The sequence below is a fragment of the Porphyromonas crevioricanis genome, assembly GCF_900167225.1.
Classification (GTDB): domain Bacteria; phylum Bacteroidota; class Bacteroidia; order Bacteroidales; family Porphyromonadaceae; genus Porphyromonas; species Porphyromonas crevioricanis.
Window position 1 is genome coordinate 88,056 of record NZ_FUXH01000003.1, and the last position, 16,018, is coordinate 104,073.

The 16,018-nt window shown below is 44.5% G+C and carries 13 protein-coding genes; 7 read left to right on the plus strand and 6 right to left on the minus strand.

The window, feature by feature from the left end; genetic code table 11:
- Positions 1 to 105 precede the first annotated feature (105 nt).
- From B5D48_RS02550 to B5D48_RS02575, 6 genes are all read left to right on the plus strand, one after another.
- The gene (locus B5D48_RS02550; RefSeq protein WP_023936274.1) at positions 106 to 1,266 is read left to right on the plus strand and encodes a T9SS type A sorting domain-containing protein; all 1,161 of its coding nucleotides are present in this window, start codon (positions 106 to 108) and stop codon (positions 1,264 to 1,266) included.
- A gap of 370 nt (positions 1,267 to 1,636) precedes the next feature.
- Positions 1,637 to 2,008, plus strand: a complete 372-nt coding sequence (gene gcvH / locus B5D48_RS02555) for a glycine cleavage system protein GcvH (protein ID WP_023936272.1) — start codon at positions 1,637 to 1,639, stop codon at positions 2,006 to 2,008.
- 39 nt (positions 2,009 to 2,047) lie between these two features.
- Positions 2,048 to 2,557: a 5-(carboxyamino)imidazole ribonucleotide mutase gene (purE, locus tag B5D48_RS02560; protein ID WP_023936270.1), complete on the plus strand. Its 510-nt coding sequence runs from the start codon at positions 2,048 to 2,050 to the stop codon at positions 2,555 to 2,557.
- Between the two features lie 14 nt (positions 2,558 to 2,571).
- Positions 2,572 to 4,329: a (E)-4-hydroxy-3-methylbut-2-enyl-diphosphate synthase gene (gene ispG, locus B5D48_RS02565; protein WP_023936268.1), complete on the plus strand. Its 1,758-nt coding sequence runs from the start codon at positions 2,572 to 2,574 to the stop codon at positions 4,327 to 4,329.
- A gap of 11 nt (positions 4,330 to 4,340) precedes the next feature.
- A complete protein-coding gene (gene dut / locus B5D48_RS02570; protein WP_023936266.1) occupies positions 4,341 to 4,775 on the plus strand; it encodes a dUTP diphosphatase in 435 nt (144 codons plus the stop codon).
- Between the two features lie 69 nt (positions 4,776 to 4,844).
- On the plus strand, positions 4,845 to 5,930 hold the full coding sequence (locus tag B5D48_RS02575) for a leucine-rich repeat domain-containing protein (protein ID WP_023936264.1): 1,086 nt from the start codon (positions 4,845 to 4,847) through the stop codon (positions 5,928 to 5,930).
- A 57-nt stretch (positions 5,931 to 5,987) separates the two neighbouring features.
- On the opposite strand, the gene B5D48_RS02580 is transcribed toward B5D48_RS02575, so the two are convergent.
- From B5D48_RS02580 to B5D48_RS02600, 5 genes are all read right to left on the minus strand, one after another.
- The gene (locus B5D48_RS02580) at positions 5,988 to 8,897 is read right to left on the minus strand and encodes a putative LPS assembly protein LptD (RefSeq protein ID WP_023936263.1); all 2,910 of its coding nucleotides are present in this window, start codon (positions 8,895 to 8,897) and stop codon (positions 5,988 to 5,990) included.
- 497 nt (positions 8,898 to 9,394) lie between these two features.
- On the minus strand, positions 9,395 to 9,796 hold the full coding sequence (locus B5D48_RS02585; protein WP_023936261.1) for a hypothetical protein: 402 nt from the start codon (positions 9,794 to 9,796) through the stop codon (positions 9,395 to 9,397).
- Positions 9,793 to 10,224: an Asp23/Gls24 family envelope stress response protein gene (locus B5D48_RS02590; RefSeq protein WP_023936259.1), complete on the minus strand. Its 432-nt coding sequence runs from the start codon at positions 10,222 to 10,224 to the stop codon at positions 9,793 to 9,795. Before B5D48_RS02590 ends, B5D48_RS02585 begins: the two co-directional genes overlap by 4 nt.
- 224 nt (positions 10,225 to 10,448) lie before the next feature.
- The gene (locus B5D48_RS02595; RefSeq protein WP_023936255.1) at positions 10,449 to 10,733 is read right to left on the minus strand and encodes a YtxH domain-containing protein; all 285 of its coding nucleotides are present in this window, start codon (positions 10,731 to 10,733) and stop codon (positions 10,449 to 10,451) included.
- 142 nt (positions 10,734 to 10,875) lie between these two features.
- Entirely contained in the window at positions 10,876 to 11,778 is a 903-nt protein-coding gene (locus B5D48_RS02600) for a M48 family metallopeptidase (RefSeq protein ID WP_078801667.1), read from the minus strand.
- A 216-nt stretch (positions 11,779 to 11,994) separates the two neighbouring features.
- On the opposite strand from B5D48_RS02600, the gene B5D48_RS02605 reads away from it, so the two are divergent.
- Positions 11,995 to 14,142, plus strand: a complete 2,148-nt coding sequence (locus tag B5D48_RS02605; RefSeq protein WP_023936252.1) for a peptidylprolyl isomerase — start codon at positions 11,995 to 11,997, stop codon at positions 14,140 to 14,142.
- A gap of 359 nt (positions 14,143 to 14,501) precedes the next feature.
- On the opposite strand, the gene B5D48_RS02610 is transcribed toward B5D48_RS02605, so the two are convergent.
- A complete protein-coding gene (locus tag B5D48_RS02610; RefSeq protein ID WP_023936248.1) occupies positions 14,502 to 15,191 on the minus strand; it encodes a TapB family protein in 690 nt (229 codons plus the stop codon).
- Positions 15,192 to 16,018 lie beyond the last annotated feature (827 nt).

Sequence of the window (16,018 nt, forward strand, 5' to 3'; positions counted from 1 at the left end):
ACTCCTTTGCTATTTCTCTTTCTTGCTCTCACTTTCACGTGTACAGGATAGGATCAGGGAATGCAAAGGATAATCAGTTTTAACTCAAACTAGACAACAAAAAAAATGAAAATTAGTATGCGACTTTCGTCAGTATTGAAGGTAGCAGCCGTTGCTACCGGAATGTTTATGCTCACACCACATTCTTCAGCCGTAGAATATGGTACGGAAGGGATGATAAGGGTAAAACTCGTATCAGACATGGGAGAGAAGGCCGAATGCCCTCGTGGAGTTGATCCAGAAAAGTTTGATGATACCCCAAAGTTTACCATCTGTACCGTGACAAAATTTGTGGGGAGTGGCAGTTATGATGGGACATGGATAGATTTGAATAACAATGGCAAATATGACAAGGGAGAAGAAATTTTTGCCAGTGCCAATCATGTCACGAAGAAAATGGTTCCCGGAGTGAGAGAGATGAGTATGTATGTAAAACCTGAAATAAGAATGCTAGAGGTACTCAGCTCAGCCTTAACGAGCATTGATGCAACTGGATGCCCAAACCTAACAACTTTAGGGTTGGAGAAGAACCACTTGTCTTTTATAGATATTTCCAATTGCCCAAATCTGCGCTTCTTGCGTTTAGCAATGAACAAGCTCACAGAAATCAAAGGTGCCATTGGTCATGAATACTCGTCAATGGAAGTTGTAGAGATATCCAGAAATCAATTAGGAGCTGAAGCCATCTATAGATTGGCAGCGGCCATAGGGGATCGTAGCAAAACAGTTGGGGGAGAAACCCTTACACCTGGGAAAATATACATCTCCGACCTATGTGAACTCGAAAAGAATCAAGTTAGCAAGGGTGCCTTGGCTCTTCTAAAAAAGAAAAATTGGGAGGTTATATTGCACGAACGATATGATGGCGTAGAAGTACAGACTCCTAACGGACCCACGATAGATGTAGGGGAAGATTATACAGAAGGAGAAGAGCAGTATGAGAACTGGGTTGCAACTAAGGTAATCGAAGATCCAGCGGACCTAAATTCAGAACAATTAGCGAATGATATGCTCAAGGTTTATCCTTCGGTAACAGCCTCGAACTTCAACGTGGAAGTTCCAGCTGGTCTATTAGGCAGTGACCTCCTCATGTACAACATGAATGGCAACCTCGTTTACACAGAGCGTCTCAATGGGCGCACCTCTATTGATGCGGCCAGATTGCCCGATGGAGTATACCTCATTAAGGTAAACAACCAGATCGTACGTGTGCAGGTAGCTCACTAAATAGTATAACACTGCACCTTTGGATTGAATAATATCTCCATCCATCGGTTGCATGATATATCTCCCTCCCCCAAAAAGGATGCATCATAAGTTCTAGGTTATGATGCATCCTTTTTGGGGGCTGCTTAAATCGGCCAAAATCAAACACAAAAAGAGAAGCGAATAAAAAAAAATACAAAGCTTATTCTAAGAAATGATCAGAAATGATCGGGAGACGGCTTAACAGGAAAATTCTTTGCCAAGCACAATTGACTAAAAATAGGAGGGGCTTCTATGCAAATTCTCTTACCTTTGTACTGCATCCTTTTGGAGATGTCGGTAGTCTTTGAAAGACAATTGTCATTTAGTAAAACCCTTAATAAAGAACCGTATGAATTTCCCCCAAGATCTCAAGTACACCAAAGATCACGAATGGGTACGTATCGAAGGTGACACAGCTACAATCGGCATTACAGACTTTGCTCAGAACGAATTAGGCGAAATTGTATTTGTAGATGTAACCACCTTGGATGAAGAACTCGAAACCGAAGAAGTGTTTGGCAGTGTCGATGCTGTGAAAACAACTAGTGACTTACTAATGCCTGTAGCAGGGACCGTGGTAGAGGCTAATTCGGATTTGGAAGCTCAGCCCGAGCTTGTGAACCAAGACCCTTATGGAAAAGGCTGGATTATCAAAGTTGCTATGAAATCACAAGGAGAACTACTCTCTGCTGATGAATACCGCACGCTTATTGGCAAATAAGCACTAAATAAGAGAAGTACTCGAAAGTCTTCGACCTACATGCAACCATTGGTAAGTATTATCATGGGGAGTACCTCTGATCTCCCCATAATGGAAAAAGCAGCAAAACGTCTTGAAGAGATGGAAATTCCTTTCGAGATGTTGGCGTTGTCGGCTCATCGTACCCCCATCGAAGTAGAGCAATATGCACGTTTGGCTCACGAGCGTGGAATCCGCATAATAGTAGCTGCAGCCGGCATGGCTGCGCATCTCTGTGGTGTAATAGCTGCCCAAACAGCTATCCCCATAATAGGAGTACCTATTGCTGCAACTCTGCAAGGTGTGGATGCTCTTTTGTCTATTATACAAATGCCTCCGGGCATACCTGTCGCCACTGTGGGAATCAATGCAGCCGATAATGCAGCTATCCTGGCTGTACAAATGATGGCTACAGGAGATGAGACTTTGTATGCTAAACTTGTAGAATACAAGGAAAGCCTCAAAGAAAAGGTAGTAAAGGCCAATCAAGAACTCGCATCTCTGCAGGGCTACAGATTCAAGGTAAACTGATCCACCGATGGCATATGTCTGAGGAAAATACTCCATACAATTACAGACGTCGCCACTCATCAACCGTACATATTGCAAGTACGATGATGGGTGGCGACTGTCCTATACGCCTGCAGTCCATGACGAATACGTCCACCATGGACACCACAGCCTCTACAGAGCAGTGTATGCGTCTGTCAGAAGCAGGAGCCGACTATGTGCGCCTGACAGCCCAGGGTGTACGTGAGGCCAAAAATATCGGAGAAATAGCAAAGCTCTTGAAACAAAAGGGATATCCAATCCCTTTGATAGCAGATATTCATTTCTCTCCCAAAGCAGCTCAGGCAGCCCTGCACACGGCTGACAAGGTGCGAATCAATCCAGGGAATTTCGTAGACTCCCCCCACAAAGGACTCTACTCGGAAGCAGAATTTGAGGAAGCAACTCAACGAGTAGAGGAAATATTCGGCACTTTCGTTGATGAGGCAAAACTCTTAGGGAAAGCTATCCGAATAGGAGTCAATCATGGTTCGTTATCCGAACGTATGATGCAGCGATACGGAGATAACCCATTGGGCATGGTAGAGAGCTGCATGGAATACCTGCGAGTATGCCACCATCGAGATTATCATGACGTGGTTATCTCGATGAAAAGCTCGAATGTACTGGTCATGACACAGGCTGTTCGTCTCTTGGTATCTCGTATGGAAGAGGAGGGCATGGCCTATCCTCTGCATTTGGGTGTTACAGAAGCAGGTAATGAGACAGATGGGCGTATTCGCTCAGCTTTGGGCATAGGGACATTGTTAGCAGATGGATATGGAGATACGATACGTGTTTCCCTCAGTGAAGATCCCGTAGCCGAATTGCCAGTAGCACGAATACTAATCGGACTGACAGAGCAATGGAGCCGTGCCCCTCAGATAGAGAGAGAAGAGTTGGGTACATATGAGAGAGAATATACCCAACGGAAAGACTGTCTGCCAGTGGGCGAGCTTCTGGGGCCAAATTATCCACCAATAGTATTGGCGGACCTAAGACAAGCCTGCTCCCGAGATCTTACAGGTCTGGCAACCCCTCCGGATGCCCTCCTGCAGAGTGAGGAGGACTACCAAACAGCCATACCGGGGGGCAAGATTATTCAATTGGATTGCTCCGAACTGAATGAAACTCGCATAGAAGAGATACGTTGCAGTCTCTCATCAATACTTCTTCTATCCTCTTCACATCTCAATCCCATAGGGGATTGGCGCAAAGCTTTCCAGAAAATGAGGAAAGCCAAGCTACATACTCCGGTCTTACTACATCGTAATTATGCAGACAACGATCTGGAGACTCTCATGGTAAAAGCCAGTACAGAGATGGGGGCATTACTCCTCGAAGGACGTGCCAATGGATTAGCAATATCGGCTCCTAAAATCTCTAACCAAGGAGAGATTGTACGAATTGCTTACAGCATACTACAAGCAGCCAGACTTCGTACTACAACAACAGAGTACATTAGTTGTCCCGGCTGTGGACGCACCCTATACGACTTGGGAAGTACGATCCGACAAATCAAAAAAGCAACAGCAGGTCTGGTTGGTCTGAAAATAGGAATCATGGGTTGCATCGTGAATGGCCCCGGAGAAATGGCCGATGCCGATTATGGTTATGTGGGAGCAGGCCCCGGACGAATTGACCTATACCGACATGGGAAATGTGTGGAAAAGGGTATTCCGGCAGATCAAGCTGTAACAAGATTGGTTGCACTGATCAAGTCCCATGGTGATTGGTCTCGTCCTAACGGCTAAAAACAAAAACAATGAAAGTAAGGATACTAAACCGCAGCCATCATCCACTACCAACCTATGCGACCTCAATGTCCGCAGGTATGGACATACGGGCTTTTCTCTCCCAACCTATTACCCTCTCTCCTTTGGAGCGATGCTTAATCCCCACCGGACTTTCGATAGAACTCCCTCCCGGCTACGAGGCTCAACTTCGGCCTCGCTCCGGCCTCGCTCTCAAACACGGTATCAGCCTGCTCAATACACCCGGGACCATTGATGCCGACTATCGTGGGGAGATTGGCGTGATACTAATCAACCTCTCCAACCAAGACTTTGTAATAGCTGATGGAGATCGTATTGCACAAATGGTCATCACCTCCTACGAACATGTATGCTGGGAACCTTGCCAAGGATTATCCACCAGCGAAAGAGGAGAGGGAGGATTTGGCCACAGCGGAAAAAACTGACGAGCCATATCAATTCTCTCTAAGGAATGTCCTCCTCGAAGAGATAAAAACTTTTGATTATCCAGATATATGACTATCCTCAAACCTTATCCTGAAATGAAAAAACTAAATCAACAACACAAGAAAGCTCAGAACCTACTCTTTCTCCCTCTCCTCCTACTCGCTCTCTTTTCTTGCAAATCTAAAGACAGTGAGCCAGAAAAATCTTTCATCATAGGACAAGATGAAAAGCGACCCAATGTAATCACTATTGTAACAGACAAAAAACCGGGCGAACAACTTGTACTAGGCTATGTCAGTGCCAATGGAGAGCCTGTTAGCTTTGAGGGAGCAGAAGGCAAACATCGCGATGGAGGCTACAGCTCTCTCACCATAAAAAGCCCGATTATCAAAATCGTAGGAGCGATTGCTCTTTTCGAATGCGGTGGAGTATATGATGCCAACGGAGTATTGGCCTCTAAACCAAACAAAATTAAATCACTCGTTGTAAGCCCTTCTCCCGCACTATCTCGGATAGCCTGTGCCGACAACATAATTGATCAAATAGACCTCCGCCAAGCAACTAATCTGGAGCGTTTTGCTGCAGGAAATAACCTCTTAAAAGAGATCGATTTCAGCCAAAACCGCAAATTGGAAATGGCATTTCTCTATCACAACAAACTAAAAACAATTGATTTCTCACAGAACCCCGATTTGGAAATTCTCAGTTGTTATGATAATGAACTGGAAAAGCTGGACCTCCGCAACAACAAAAGGTTGGGAGGAGTGTTTCTGCAAGGGAATAAACTGTCTTCTCTTGATTTCTCTGCTTGCGAACGACTGGTGAAGGTCATTTGCTTCTCCAATCGTCTTTTTGGTGCAGAAATGAGTAAAATGCTGGAGAGTCTTCGCTCCAATCCTCCAAAAGAAAATTCCCTAATACTGGTGGACAAAACGGACTCCGAAGAAGAGAATCAGGCGAATGGCGAAGATATTGCCCTGGTTAAGAAAAGAGGATGGAAACCAACATCCCTTGAAAAAGAAGCTGGAAAGATCGTGGAAAAAGACTACGAAGGCGAAAATGACTCGCCCTCCAAAGAAAGAAAGGGCCACGACAAATGGCGGACAGAACAAGAAAGGCTAACTCAGGCCGAAAGACAAAATTTCAGAATTTGATGGCAATCAATCCTCCTCTCTTCGGGTAGATAAAAAGATATCTCCCGAAGAGGAGGGTTATCGCCAATTAGACCCTCGCAAGGGAGAGCTGCTCTGCTGCCATTTGAGATCCTGCAACAAGCTACTCTTCACAGCAATCGTGATATTATAGGACTTATTAAAGCCGATAGGGATAAAACCTGCTGTCAGTGCCCAGCAGTGCATATCGCGAGTGAGATTGAACTGTAGATTAGTAACCCTTTTCAAATCGAAATTATAGTTCCCATGAAAATTGAATGACCATCCCGGTGTGGGGTTGAGCATTCCATTGAAGCTTAAGTTATGAGTGAGCTTATACTTAAAATCCTCACGAGCAAAGTCAAATTCAGCACGGCCGTAGTTCACGGAATAGTTTACAGAAAAATTCCAGCCAAACTTATTGATGACATAGCCACTATTATCCTGCTGTGGCACATCTTTCTTTCGTCCAAGCAAACCTCCGGAGGGGGAACTTTTCTCTCCATCCTTCTGATCATCTTTTTTACCAGCCGGATTCTTGTTACCTCCTTTCTCTGAGGAATTCTCCTCTCCAGCTGCGTCTTTCTTCTCTCTCGAAAAGAATTTAGCGAGCTTATCAAAGGTATCATTGTTAAATGTATAAGAGAATGCCGTACCGGTAGAGATCAGACTACCAATCCCTTTTCCATTCAAAATTTTCAAATCATTTGACTTATAGTAAGAGAAGCCACCCTCGGGAGTCTTAACAGTCTTGTAAACATAAGGATCGAAAGCTCCACTCAAAGACAGGTTGAAATTGCCGGGTAACTTTAAGCGCAAAGAAGTGTTGATATTACTCCAACGAAGAGAATCGGCAGCCATATTATAACTCGTTCCCCAAGTGAAGTCGTCGATAATACTCCATTTAGCAAAACCAGTAGAATCGGTTTTCGATTTCACTTTGGCTTCTATGTTGTTAGCAAAAGACAGACTAATCACCCCTTGCTTACCTCTCGGAGGAACACCTACAGACTGCCCCTCATAGGGCGAGTACCACTCTGTCTGAAGTTTCCCCTCCTTGTCCGGATAAGATATTTGCTTCCAAGCCTTGAAGAATGGATCAGAAAAGTCCGGCGCATAAGAAAGAGAAATAGTGGGATTCAGACGGTGCCTAATAACACTCAGTTTATCCCCAAAAAGGAATCTCCAAGGGGTAAAGAAACCATACAAAGTAGTAGAGAGAGAGAGGGAGGTATTGAAGTCCCAAGAACGATAGAAACCATAAACAGTATCAGAGACACTCAGCCTGCCAGCAGACGGATCAAAAGCCTTATTTATTTTATGAGAGTACCAGCGCTCATTATAATTGACAGAAGGAGTAAGATTAATATAGTCGAAGAGTGTAAATGTGGCATTGATGGGTATATTGTGAGAAGCTCCATTTTGCCAGTCACGCAGCAAGTCGGACTTCAATAACTTGTCCTCCTTTGTTGTAATACGATTTCGAATACTTCCACTATAAGACATCTTGATCTTCTCATACCAACGCTCGGAGCCCACGCGCTTTTTGCGTTTGAATGGGAATATAGAACTCATAGAGATGTTCATATCCGGCAAAGTGAGAGCAATAGTACTGTCTTGTGTCCTCTGTGTCACATTCATCGATGTCGAAATGGAAAAAGGAGTTCCAGGGAAAGTCCGCCTATAATTGACATTGGAGCTCTTGGTATTCTGAGCATACCTCTGCCCCCCTCCATAGAGGCTGGAGAGAGCATTACGGTCATAACTACTGGTCGAAAAATTGACACTGGCCGAAAAATTTCGATTGGGATCGGCCTTAGGATCTTGTGTATGCGACCAATTGATATGGAAATCCTTATTTTTTTGATACCCCTGCGGATCAAACTTATACCCATGTACAGTCACTAAATAACCAGCATCGACAGAGCCGGAAAATTTGTAACGCTTACGGTACTGGCTGGCAGCAGATACTCCCCACGAGCCTTTGCTATAGATCTCTCCGGTCAGGGCCAAATCGACATAGTCATTGAAAGCAAAATAGTAGCCTCCATTGCGCAGATAAAAACCCTTCTCCAATTCTTCTCCATAGCTTGGAGGAAGAATGCCCGAAGAATAGGTACTATTGAAAGGAAAAAAACCAAAGGGAAGACCCAGCGCATAAATAGGTACATCGGCAATCACCAAGTAAGCAGGGCCCGTGACAATATTTTTTTGTGGTCTTACCTTGGCCCTTGTCAAGTGTATATAAAAGTGAGGATGATCGACCCTATCACAAGTGGAATACTTGCCATCGCACATATAGAGTGTATTATCCTCCAATTTTTTTGTCTGTGTCGCTGTCACATAGCCTTCTCCCTGACGTGTAACAACCCCACTGATAAATCCTTTCCCGGTTTTGATGTTGTAGTTCATTGTACGAGCCTGATACTCCATCTCTCCATCTTTGAATATCGGGAAATGGTCAGCACGCCCCATACTGTCGGTGATGTAGCGGGAGAAGACGACAGAGCTATCAACATTCAAGCGCATAAAATTGGCCTGAAGACCTTTGTTTTGAAAATTGACACTACTCTCTCCAAAGAGATAAATCAAGTTACTCTTGAGCATCACCATAGAATCAGCAGCCTGATAGTCCACAATCTCTGCGAAAGCAGGATCATCTACGATAGTAGGAAAATCCTTGAGAGAATCTACTGTGGCCAAAGAAGAAAGAGAGTCTGCAAGCAAGCTGTCTCTACCAGACAGAGAATCTGGAGTACTACGCAGATCTCGACGAATAGTATCGGCTAAGCGAGTACTGTCAATCTTCTTCGATTGAGCTGAGCCGAAAAGCTTACCAAGAGAATCCGGGAGAAGAGAGGGAATTTTCGCAGCTGTATCCGAGAGAGTTAAGGAAGGAGGCTCTGACTGCAATATCGGAGATGGTTGGGTCCGCTTACGACCGACACAAGCAGAGAACAACAAGACCATACATGCCAACCACGGCAAGGCCTCTCTCAGCCATGTTCTTCCAGCACTTTTATTTGGTACCACTCCCGTATCTGCTATCTGCGGTCTTCTTAGATTTCGCCTCCATATCACAACTCATAGGCCAATCAACCTAACAAGTGATCGGACAGCGCAGAGCAAAGGTAAGTGGATTTTGGCATTTATCGGAGACTCTCGTGCGACACAACACTCGCCTCATCATCATTGACATTCAAAATTGGTTATATATCCAAAGTACACTCTATTCTCTTTGATCTTTCAAAGTTCTGCGACTATAGTATTCCGGAGAGTTCTGCAAAAGGCTATACTTGAAATCGTTTTTCCGAGAGTTCTCACAACGATTTCTATCATAGCATTTTACCTAAATAATAAAAGCCGGATACACCCTTCTATCAGGTGTCCGACTTTTTATTTCTTACTCTAACAAGGTTTCTTGAGGAAAGAGCAAAACTCAGCCCCCTGCTTCTCCGAGAGGAGGGTTATCTCTTACTTCGACTAAACTTCCTTCTAATCCTTTTTTTCAAGAAGCCTAAAACGGCTGTCAACAAGATCGGAGTGGCCATACTGGCAGCCTGCCTCACAATAGGCGAAAGTCCATCGCTCTCACACGTTATTTCTACACCCGGACGAGCCTTGCCAACTGCACGCCTTCTCTGTGACGAGGGGGAAGGTCTATGTTCGGGTCCAGAAATCAAATCACGAATCTTCCCCAAAAAGCTATCTCTGGGAATAAGGATTGATCCAATTTCGGAATACAGAATATGTCGATAGTTATTCTTGAAATGATCATAGTCAGCCTGCAGGGAAGACAAAGCCCGCACTCGGTGTCTCTCTGCCATAATCTTCCTCTCAAGCATTGTTTCGTAAGCGTTCTTCTTCATCTATCACCTCCTTCCTCGGCATAACCTCTACAGGACGATTTCTCCTCACAAGACAAATCCTCATAAGTCTTGCGCAACTCCTCAATCTGGTCCAGCATACTCGCAGCAAAGAAATCACGAATCCGGCTACGACGCTTCTTGAAAAGAATCCATACCAGCAGCATTACCAATAGCAGTATGGCACACACACAGAAAAAGCCTGCATATATCGGAATGGAAAGCCAACGAGAAAAGCCAAAAGCGAGCCCGATAAGTGCAAGCAACGAAAACATGAAGCCAAGGGAGAATATCAAGAGCAAGGACACAGCCTTAGCTTCGAGTTTGGCCAGCATATCCCCCAAGCCATAGAGAAAGGCATCCAACGAAGCTTTCACATATGCACGTAGCCCGGAAAATAAGCTGTCGAGACTAAAATCTTTGTTTTGCATGAAACTGTGTTTTTAGTTGAAAGAGAGAAAGTCGCCTCTCCGAAAAAAGAAGGAAGTTCTCAGACTGACCAAGAGCAAAAAGCGAGAGAGCCACACGAGCATCACTGCCTCACTCTCGGTTAGAGAACCCACCCCAAGAGCGCCCCCCGTGGAAACGGGAGACTAATAGGCTTCTAAAAAATCGCCTCACAAAACATTGACAAGTGTTTTGTGAGGCGACAATCTCAATGCTCCAGCTTCTCCTCGATAAACTCTTCTACCTCCTCGGCTTTCTCTTCCACCCGACTCTTCAAGTCCCGGGTTGCACGAGCAAGCTTATCGCGGTATTTCTGGTAGCGGTCTTTGGCTTCATAATAGCCTTCCACCACGCTGTCCTGCACCTTTTCTGCGGTTGCCGATACTCCCTCTACGAAACGCACACGCTTAGTTTCGTCCAAGAAATAGGCTATTGCGGCACCTGCGGCGGCCCCCAAGATGAGACCCAATGTGAATTTACCTTGATTCTGCATAGAAGATTCTCCTTTAATGGTTAGTCATTATTTTTCTGAAGTGCCTCACTCTCTGTGGGCGAAGTAAAGATAAGACTTTTTGGGCATTATAACAAGTTCGATACAAGTCTATCAAGCATAAGCTCAGCTACACAGGCTAAGATCAAAAACGCCACTTCTGGCTGGTGCGGGCAGGACGTCTCTTGCCTCCAATCTTGTTGTGTCCTTTTTTCATAGACTTATCTCCACCCTTTTTTGCTGATGGGGCATATTGCCGAGCTTGTGGAAGAAACTCCTCCAATGCCTTAATACGATTGACATCGCTGGGGTGTGTGCTAAGTATTTCCCAGTTTTGTCCTCCTTGACCGGAGCGTGCCATCTTACGCCAAAAAGAGATCGCAGCCTGTGGATCGTATCCAGAGATAGTCATGAATACCTGCCCCATCTTATCCGCCTCATACTCTTGCTTACGACTATACGGCAGAGCAACCAGCAGTTGTGACCCTAACCCATAAGCCTGCCCTACAACAGCCTGAAGCAATTGGCTTTGTTTCGAAGCAGCAACCCCAATGATCTGTCCTCCCAATTGTCTCAACATTTCCTGACTAATGCGTTCATTGGAATGCTTAGCCACAGCGTGACTTACCTCGTGACCTACTACTGCTGCCAACTCATCGTCCGAGCCAACAAGTTGTAACAATCCTGTATAGACAACAATCTTACCTCCTGGCATGCAAAAAGCATTCACTTGCTCGCTTTCTATGGTGTTGAACTCCCACTGCATAGCTGAAGCCAGATCTGCCATGCCATTCTGTCTCAAGTAAATATCTGTAGCTGCAGCTATACGCTTGCCGACTCTGGTAACTTGATCCACGTATCTCGAATTACCGGACTGTGTAGCAGATCGGACAAATTGACGATACTGAGCCGCACTGGTTTGGTTGATCTCACTATCCGATACAAGGTTTAGCTGACGTCGCCCTGTAAGTGGCACCGTGCTGCAGGAGGGCAGCATCAAGAGGAAGACAAAAAGAGCCAAGAAGATCAGGCTTTTTCCATTTTTCATATAAACAAACTTGCGTTCTAAATTCATCAATGAGATTCCTTAAACAGCTGCTAAGTTAAATTTTTAGCCAATAAGAGCTTTCTCGGCTCTTGATTTACGAATCCTCAAGTAGAGTCTTTCGATAGGTACAACCGTTCGGAGAGTCTTATAGTAGACACGCATATATTTGTATATTTGTGGGCTAAACGAACGAATTACGAATAAAACATAGATCTAATGGCAACACTCGAAAAAATTCGAAACAGGGCCGGGCTACTCATTCTCATTGTAGGTCTCGCCCTTTTAGCTTTCATTCTGGGCGACTTCCTGCGCTCAGGCTCCACATTCTTCCAGCAGAGTAAAAATGTGGTACTCAATATAGACGGTGAAAAAATCTCCGCCCAAGAGTATCAACAAATGCTCCAAAGCATTGAGCAGATGGAAGAGCGGTTCGGTGAGGTCGACAATGACACAAAAATGTCGCTGAACAATGGTTTGGCATCTCACTACGTAGGGAAATACGCCATGAACAAAGAAGCCGAAGAGGTGGGCATATCGGTATCACCACAGGAACTGGGTGGGATGTTGTATGGTAATGATGGCAGACAACAAGCTGCCTTGCTCGGCAACTTCCTAAAGAGCTTGGGGGTAAATAGTGAAGATCCGAAAGCTTTGTCCGAATTTCTCGAAATGATTAGTGACAAAGGGATTAAGTCCAAGCCCAAGGAAGAACAAAGCTTCTTATACAGCATACGTGCACAGTGGGAAGTCATGCAAGACAGAACTGTAAGCGATCGCAAAAGAGAAAAGTTGTTTGCCCTGGTGGAACGCTCCGTGGTACTCAACAAGATTGATGCACAATATCAGGGTGGAATACCAAGGCGAGAAGTGGCTGTAGTACGCACCAACTCGTCTTCGATACCCGAAGAGAAAGTAAAAATAGAGGACACCGATATTGCGAAATATTACGAATCTCATAAGGAACTATATAAGCAAAAGTACCCTCAAGTGGAGATGCAATATATCAGTTCGGAGATACGCCCCAGTGCAGAAGACTACCAAGCTGCAGAGAAAGAAATGGCGGAAATCTACAACTCTCTGGAACACGGGGGGAATATAGAAGATGCGCTCCGGAACTGCAGCGAAAAAACTATTACACCGAGCTTCCTTACAACTCAGGAGTTGCAGACCCTACGTCTTAGTCAAGATGTAATAGATTTCATCACCTCTGCACAACCGGGACAGGTAAACACACCCGAGTTAGTGAATGACAAATACACACTCATCAAGCTGATCGACAAGAAGAAGTCTACCGAGGGGGTTCACTTGCAGATCATCGCATTAGACTCAACCGGAACAAAGCAGATAGACAGCATACGGATGCAGTTTGCAGCCGGGACTTCTTTTGCCGAGTTGGCTCGGAAGTACAATAAAAACGGAGGAGCAGAGCCTACTGATGGCTATGTGCTGATGCCCAATCGATTTGGAGGAGCCGACAGCGTGATTACCGAAAACATGGCACATCAAATGCAGCTCGACACCATCTTTCAGGTACCTGTAGGGCAAATTTTCGACTTCAACGTCAATGGGGTAAGCTTTGTAGGCTTGACTACAAAGGCTCGACCAGCTGTGGATAAATATAAGTTTGCTCTTGCTTACCTGCATGCTACATTCTCAGAAGACACCTACAACAAAACCTACTCTATCTTGAATAATATCCTACTGAATGGAGAAGGGAAATTCGACTCAATGGCTAAGGCAGCCAAAGAGCAAGGCTTGCAGGTGGTAGAAAGAGAAATCATTCCTCACGATGCGCCTATGCTCGGACGTATCAAATCCTCTCGTGAAATCATTCATTGGGGGCTTAATGCCAAAGCTGGGGCCGTAAATGACAGGGTTTTCCGCTGCGGACAAGACAAATTAGTGATCGCTGCTGTCAAGAACCTCTACGAGCCGGGGTACAAACCTCTCGAAATGGTAAAAGACGAAATTCGTACCAAACTCTTAGTAGATAAAAGAAGCGAAATGTTGGCACAAGAGCTCAAAGCTAAAAACCTCTCTTCTCTGGAAGGTTATGCTACTGCCATGAATAGCTCAATAGATACTCTCAGTGGTATTAGCTACTTGGTACGCGGTGCTCACCCAGCGGAGCTGAATGGCTATGCCATGGCAACTCAACTACAACAAGTATCAGCTCCGTTTGCAGCTGGCAGTGAAGTGATTGTAGTAAAACCAATGAGCCAAACAGAGACCTCTGCCGGGCAAACTCAAGAAGCAGCACTGGCACAAAGACGCATGTCCTTGAAATACGAAATGAGCAACCGTGCTTATATGTATCTCATGGATGCGATCAAAGTAGTAGACAATAGAGGTCAATTCTTCTAAGAAAACAGAGTTTTCTTATCTCCCTCACGGCAGGGAGATCCCTTCCAAAGGGGAGTTTATAGCATAAATTCACAAGAGTTGCGCATCGGAGAAAAATCCGGTGCACAACTTTTTTTATTCAAGTATTCAAGATAACACTCCTCAATAGGGGAAGTAGCATTGTGCAACAAAGGGCACTCGTTGCTCTTTATCGATGTCCGAATTTGGTCGCTTGAGTCTAATGTATACCCTCTGAAACGCTCCTCTCAATAGCTTTCCTAATTACCTTCTTACGAAAGTGGGCCAAAAGACTGTTTTGAAGAGTCTTTTGGCCCACGTACAACTGGTCTCAGAAAAGTCTAAGACAGAGCAATGAGGCTTTACTTCATAAGAGTCAAGACTGTCTGGCCAACCAATTTCCCTCGTTTGTCATAAGACTCACTCTTGACCATACCAACCCCCTCGGCAATCCATTCTGTCCCTCTCATTTTTTGGGATAAAAGAGCCTTCACTTGTATTTCATAGCCAATCTTGTAGCACTCGAATGTACCTGCTGGGGTCGTGACACTTTCAATGGCAAGGACTTTCCTATCCATAGCTCGTATACTGATAGGAGGGAGAGACACCCCCGACATGGTAGCTCTGACTGACACCTGTGCTTCGGGAAACAATTGGCCAACATACATCTTCGAGGGATAGATAATATCAACACTTTCGACCTGCACATCCATATTCTTGAATGGTCCCATTGTATTAGGATCAAGCAAGAGTTTGGCATCGGCATGAAATTCATTATCCTGACATTGCATTGCAATCTCCCCGGATGATATGACCTCTCCTTTCTTATCATACATGGTATTAAATACAGAAACTCTCACCCCTTGTGGAGTCTTGCTCACTTGCTTTACTTCTTGACGAACACTACCAGTTACCTTGCCCTTGGCATTATAATTGGTCACCTCACGGATATTGCCAACCTCCATGGGGAAAAATACCCGGCATTGATTTTCTCGCAAATTGGTCTCACCTTCGACCTCTTGCACGGAACCACTCTGTGCAGCATGACTCAAATTCTGAATTTTGGTCTCTCCAACAGATGCTGTAATTGCTACAAAAAAGGAATAGCAACAGCGATCGATAGTCGTTTCATTGTTCTCATAACATCGTATTTTTTAGGTTTCCAAATAAAAGAGGAAAAATGAAACAATCCTGAGATTTTTCAAATCAATAACAACAAATTCTTATTATCCCCCTTACTAACAACTTTGCTCCCTCCATCTCCTTCTCTAAAAAACAAGGAGTCAGAGTTTCTGGAGCAACTGGACAACATCACTGCCTCCTTCCACAAAAGAACAGCAAATCCAATTCATCCGATTAAGACAAATTGCGCATTCTTCGGTACAAATCAGGCTTTTTACACAAACTTCTATCTACAAAGAAAAGCAAACAAATAGACTACTCCCAGATCTCCGAAATACCGGACAAAGACAATGCAATAAATAAGCATAGAGAGTAATAAATTAAAGTAAACCAAAGTTGTCTTTTGGATATATTCCATCCTGCATAAAAATGGCTACCGAGAGACGAAAAAATATCTCCTGTGAGAGCAAACTTTTTCTCCTGTGTTAGCAAAAATTCTCTCAGGAGAGAAATTTCATTCTCTCCTGTGTTATTTTGACTGCAGCATAAGATACAGATACAGAGGATGTTCCAAGCGAGCAAAAAGAGCTATTTTCGGCTGTTTTCTCTAAGGAAAAGGGAGACTCGGAAAGAACATTTTTTAACTCTATTCCGAATATACAAGAGAGGACTTCAAGACATGATTTGACCTCCGATTGTACCATCGTTTCTCTTTCACACACTTTAATAGAGCACTATGACTAAGGCAAAGCTTTGT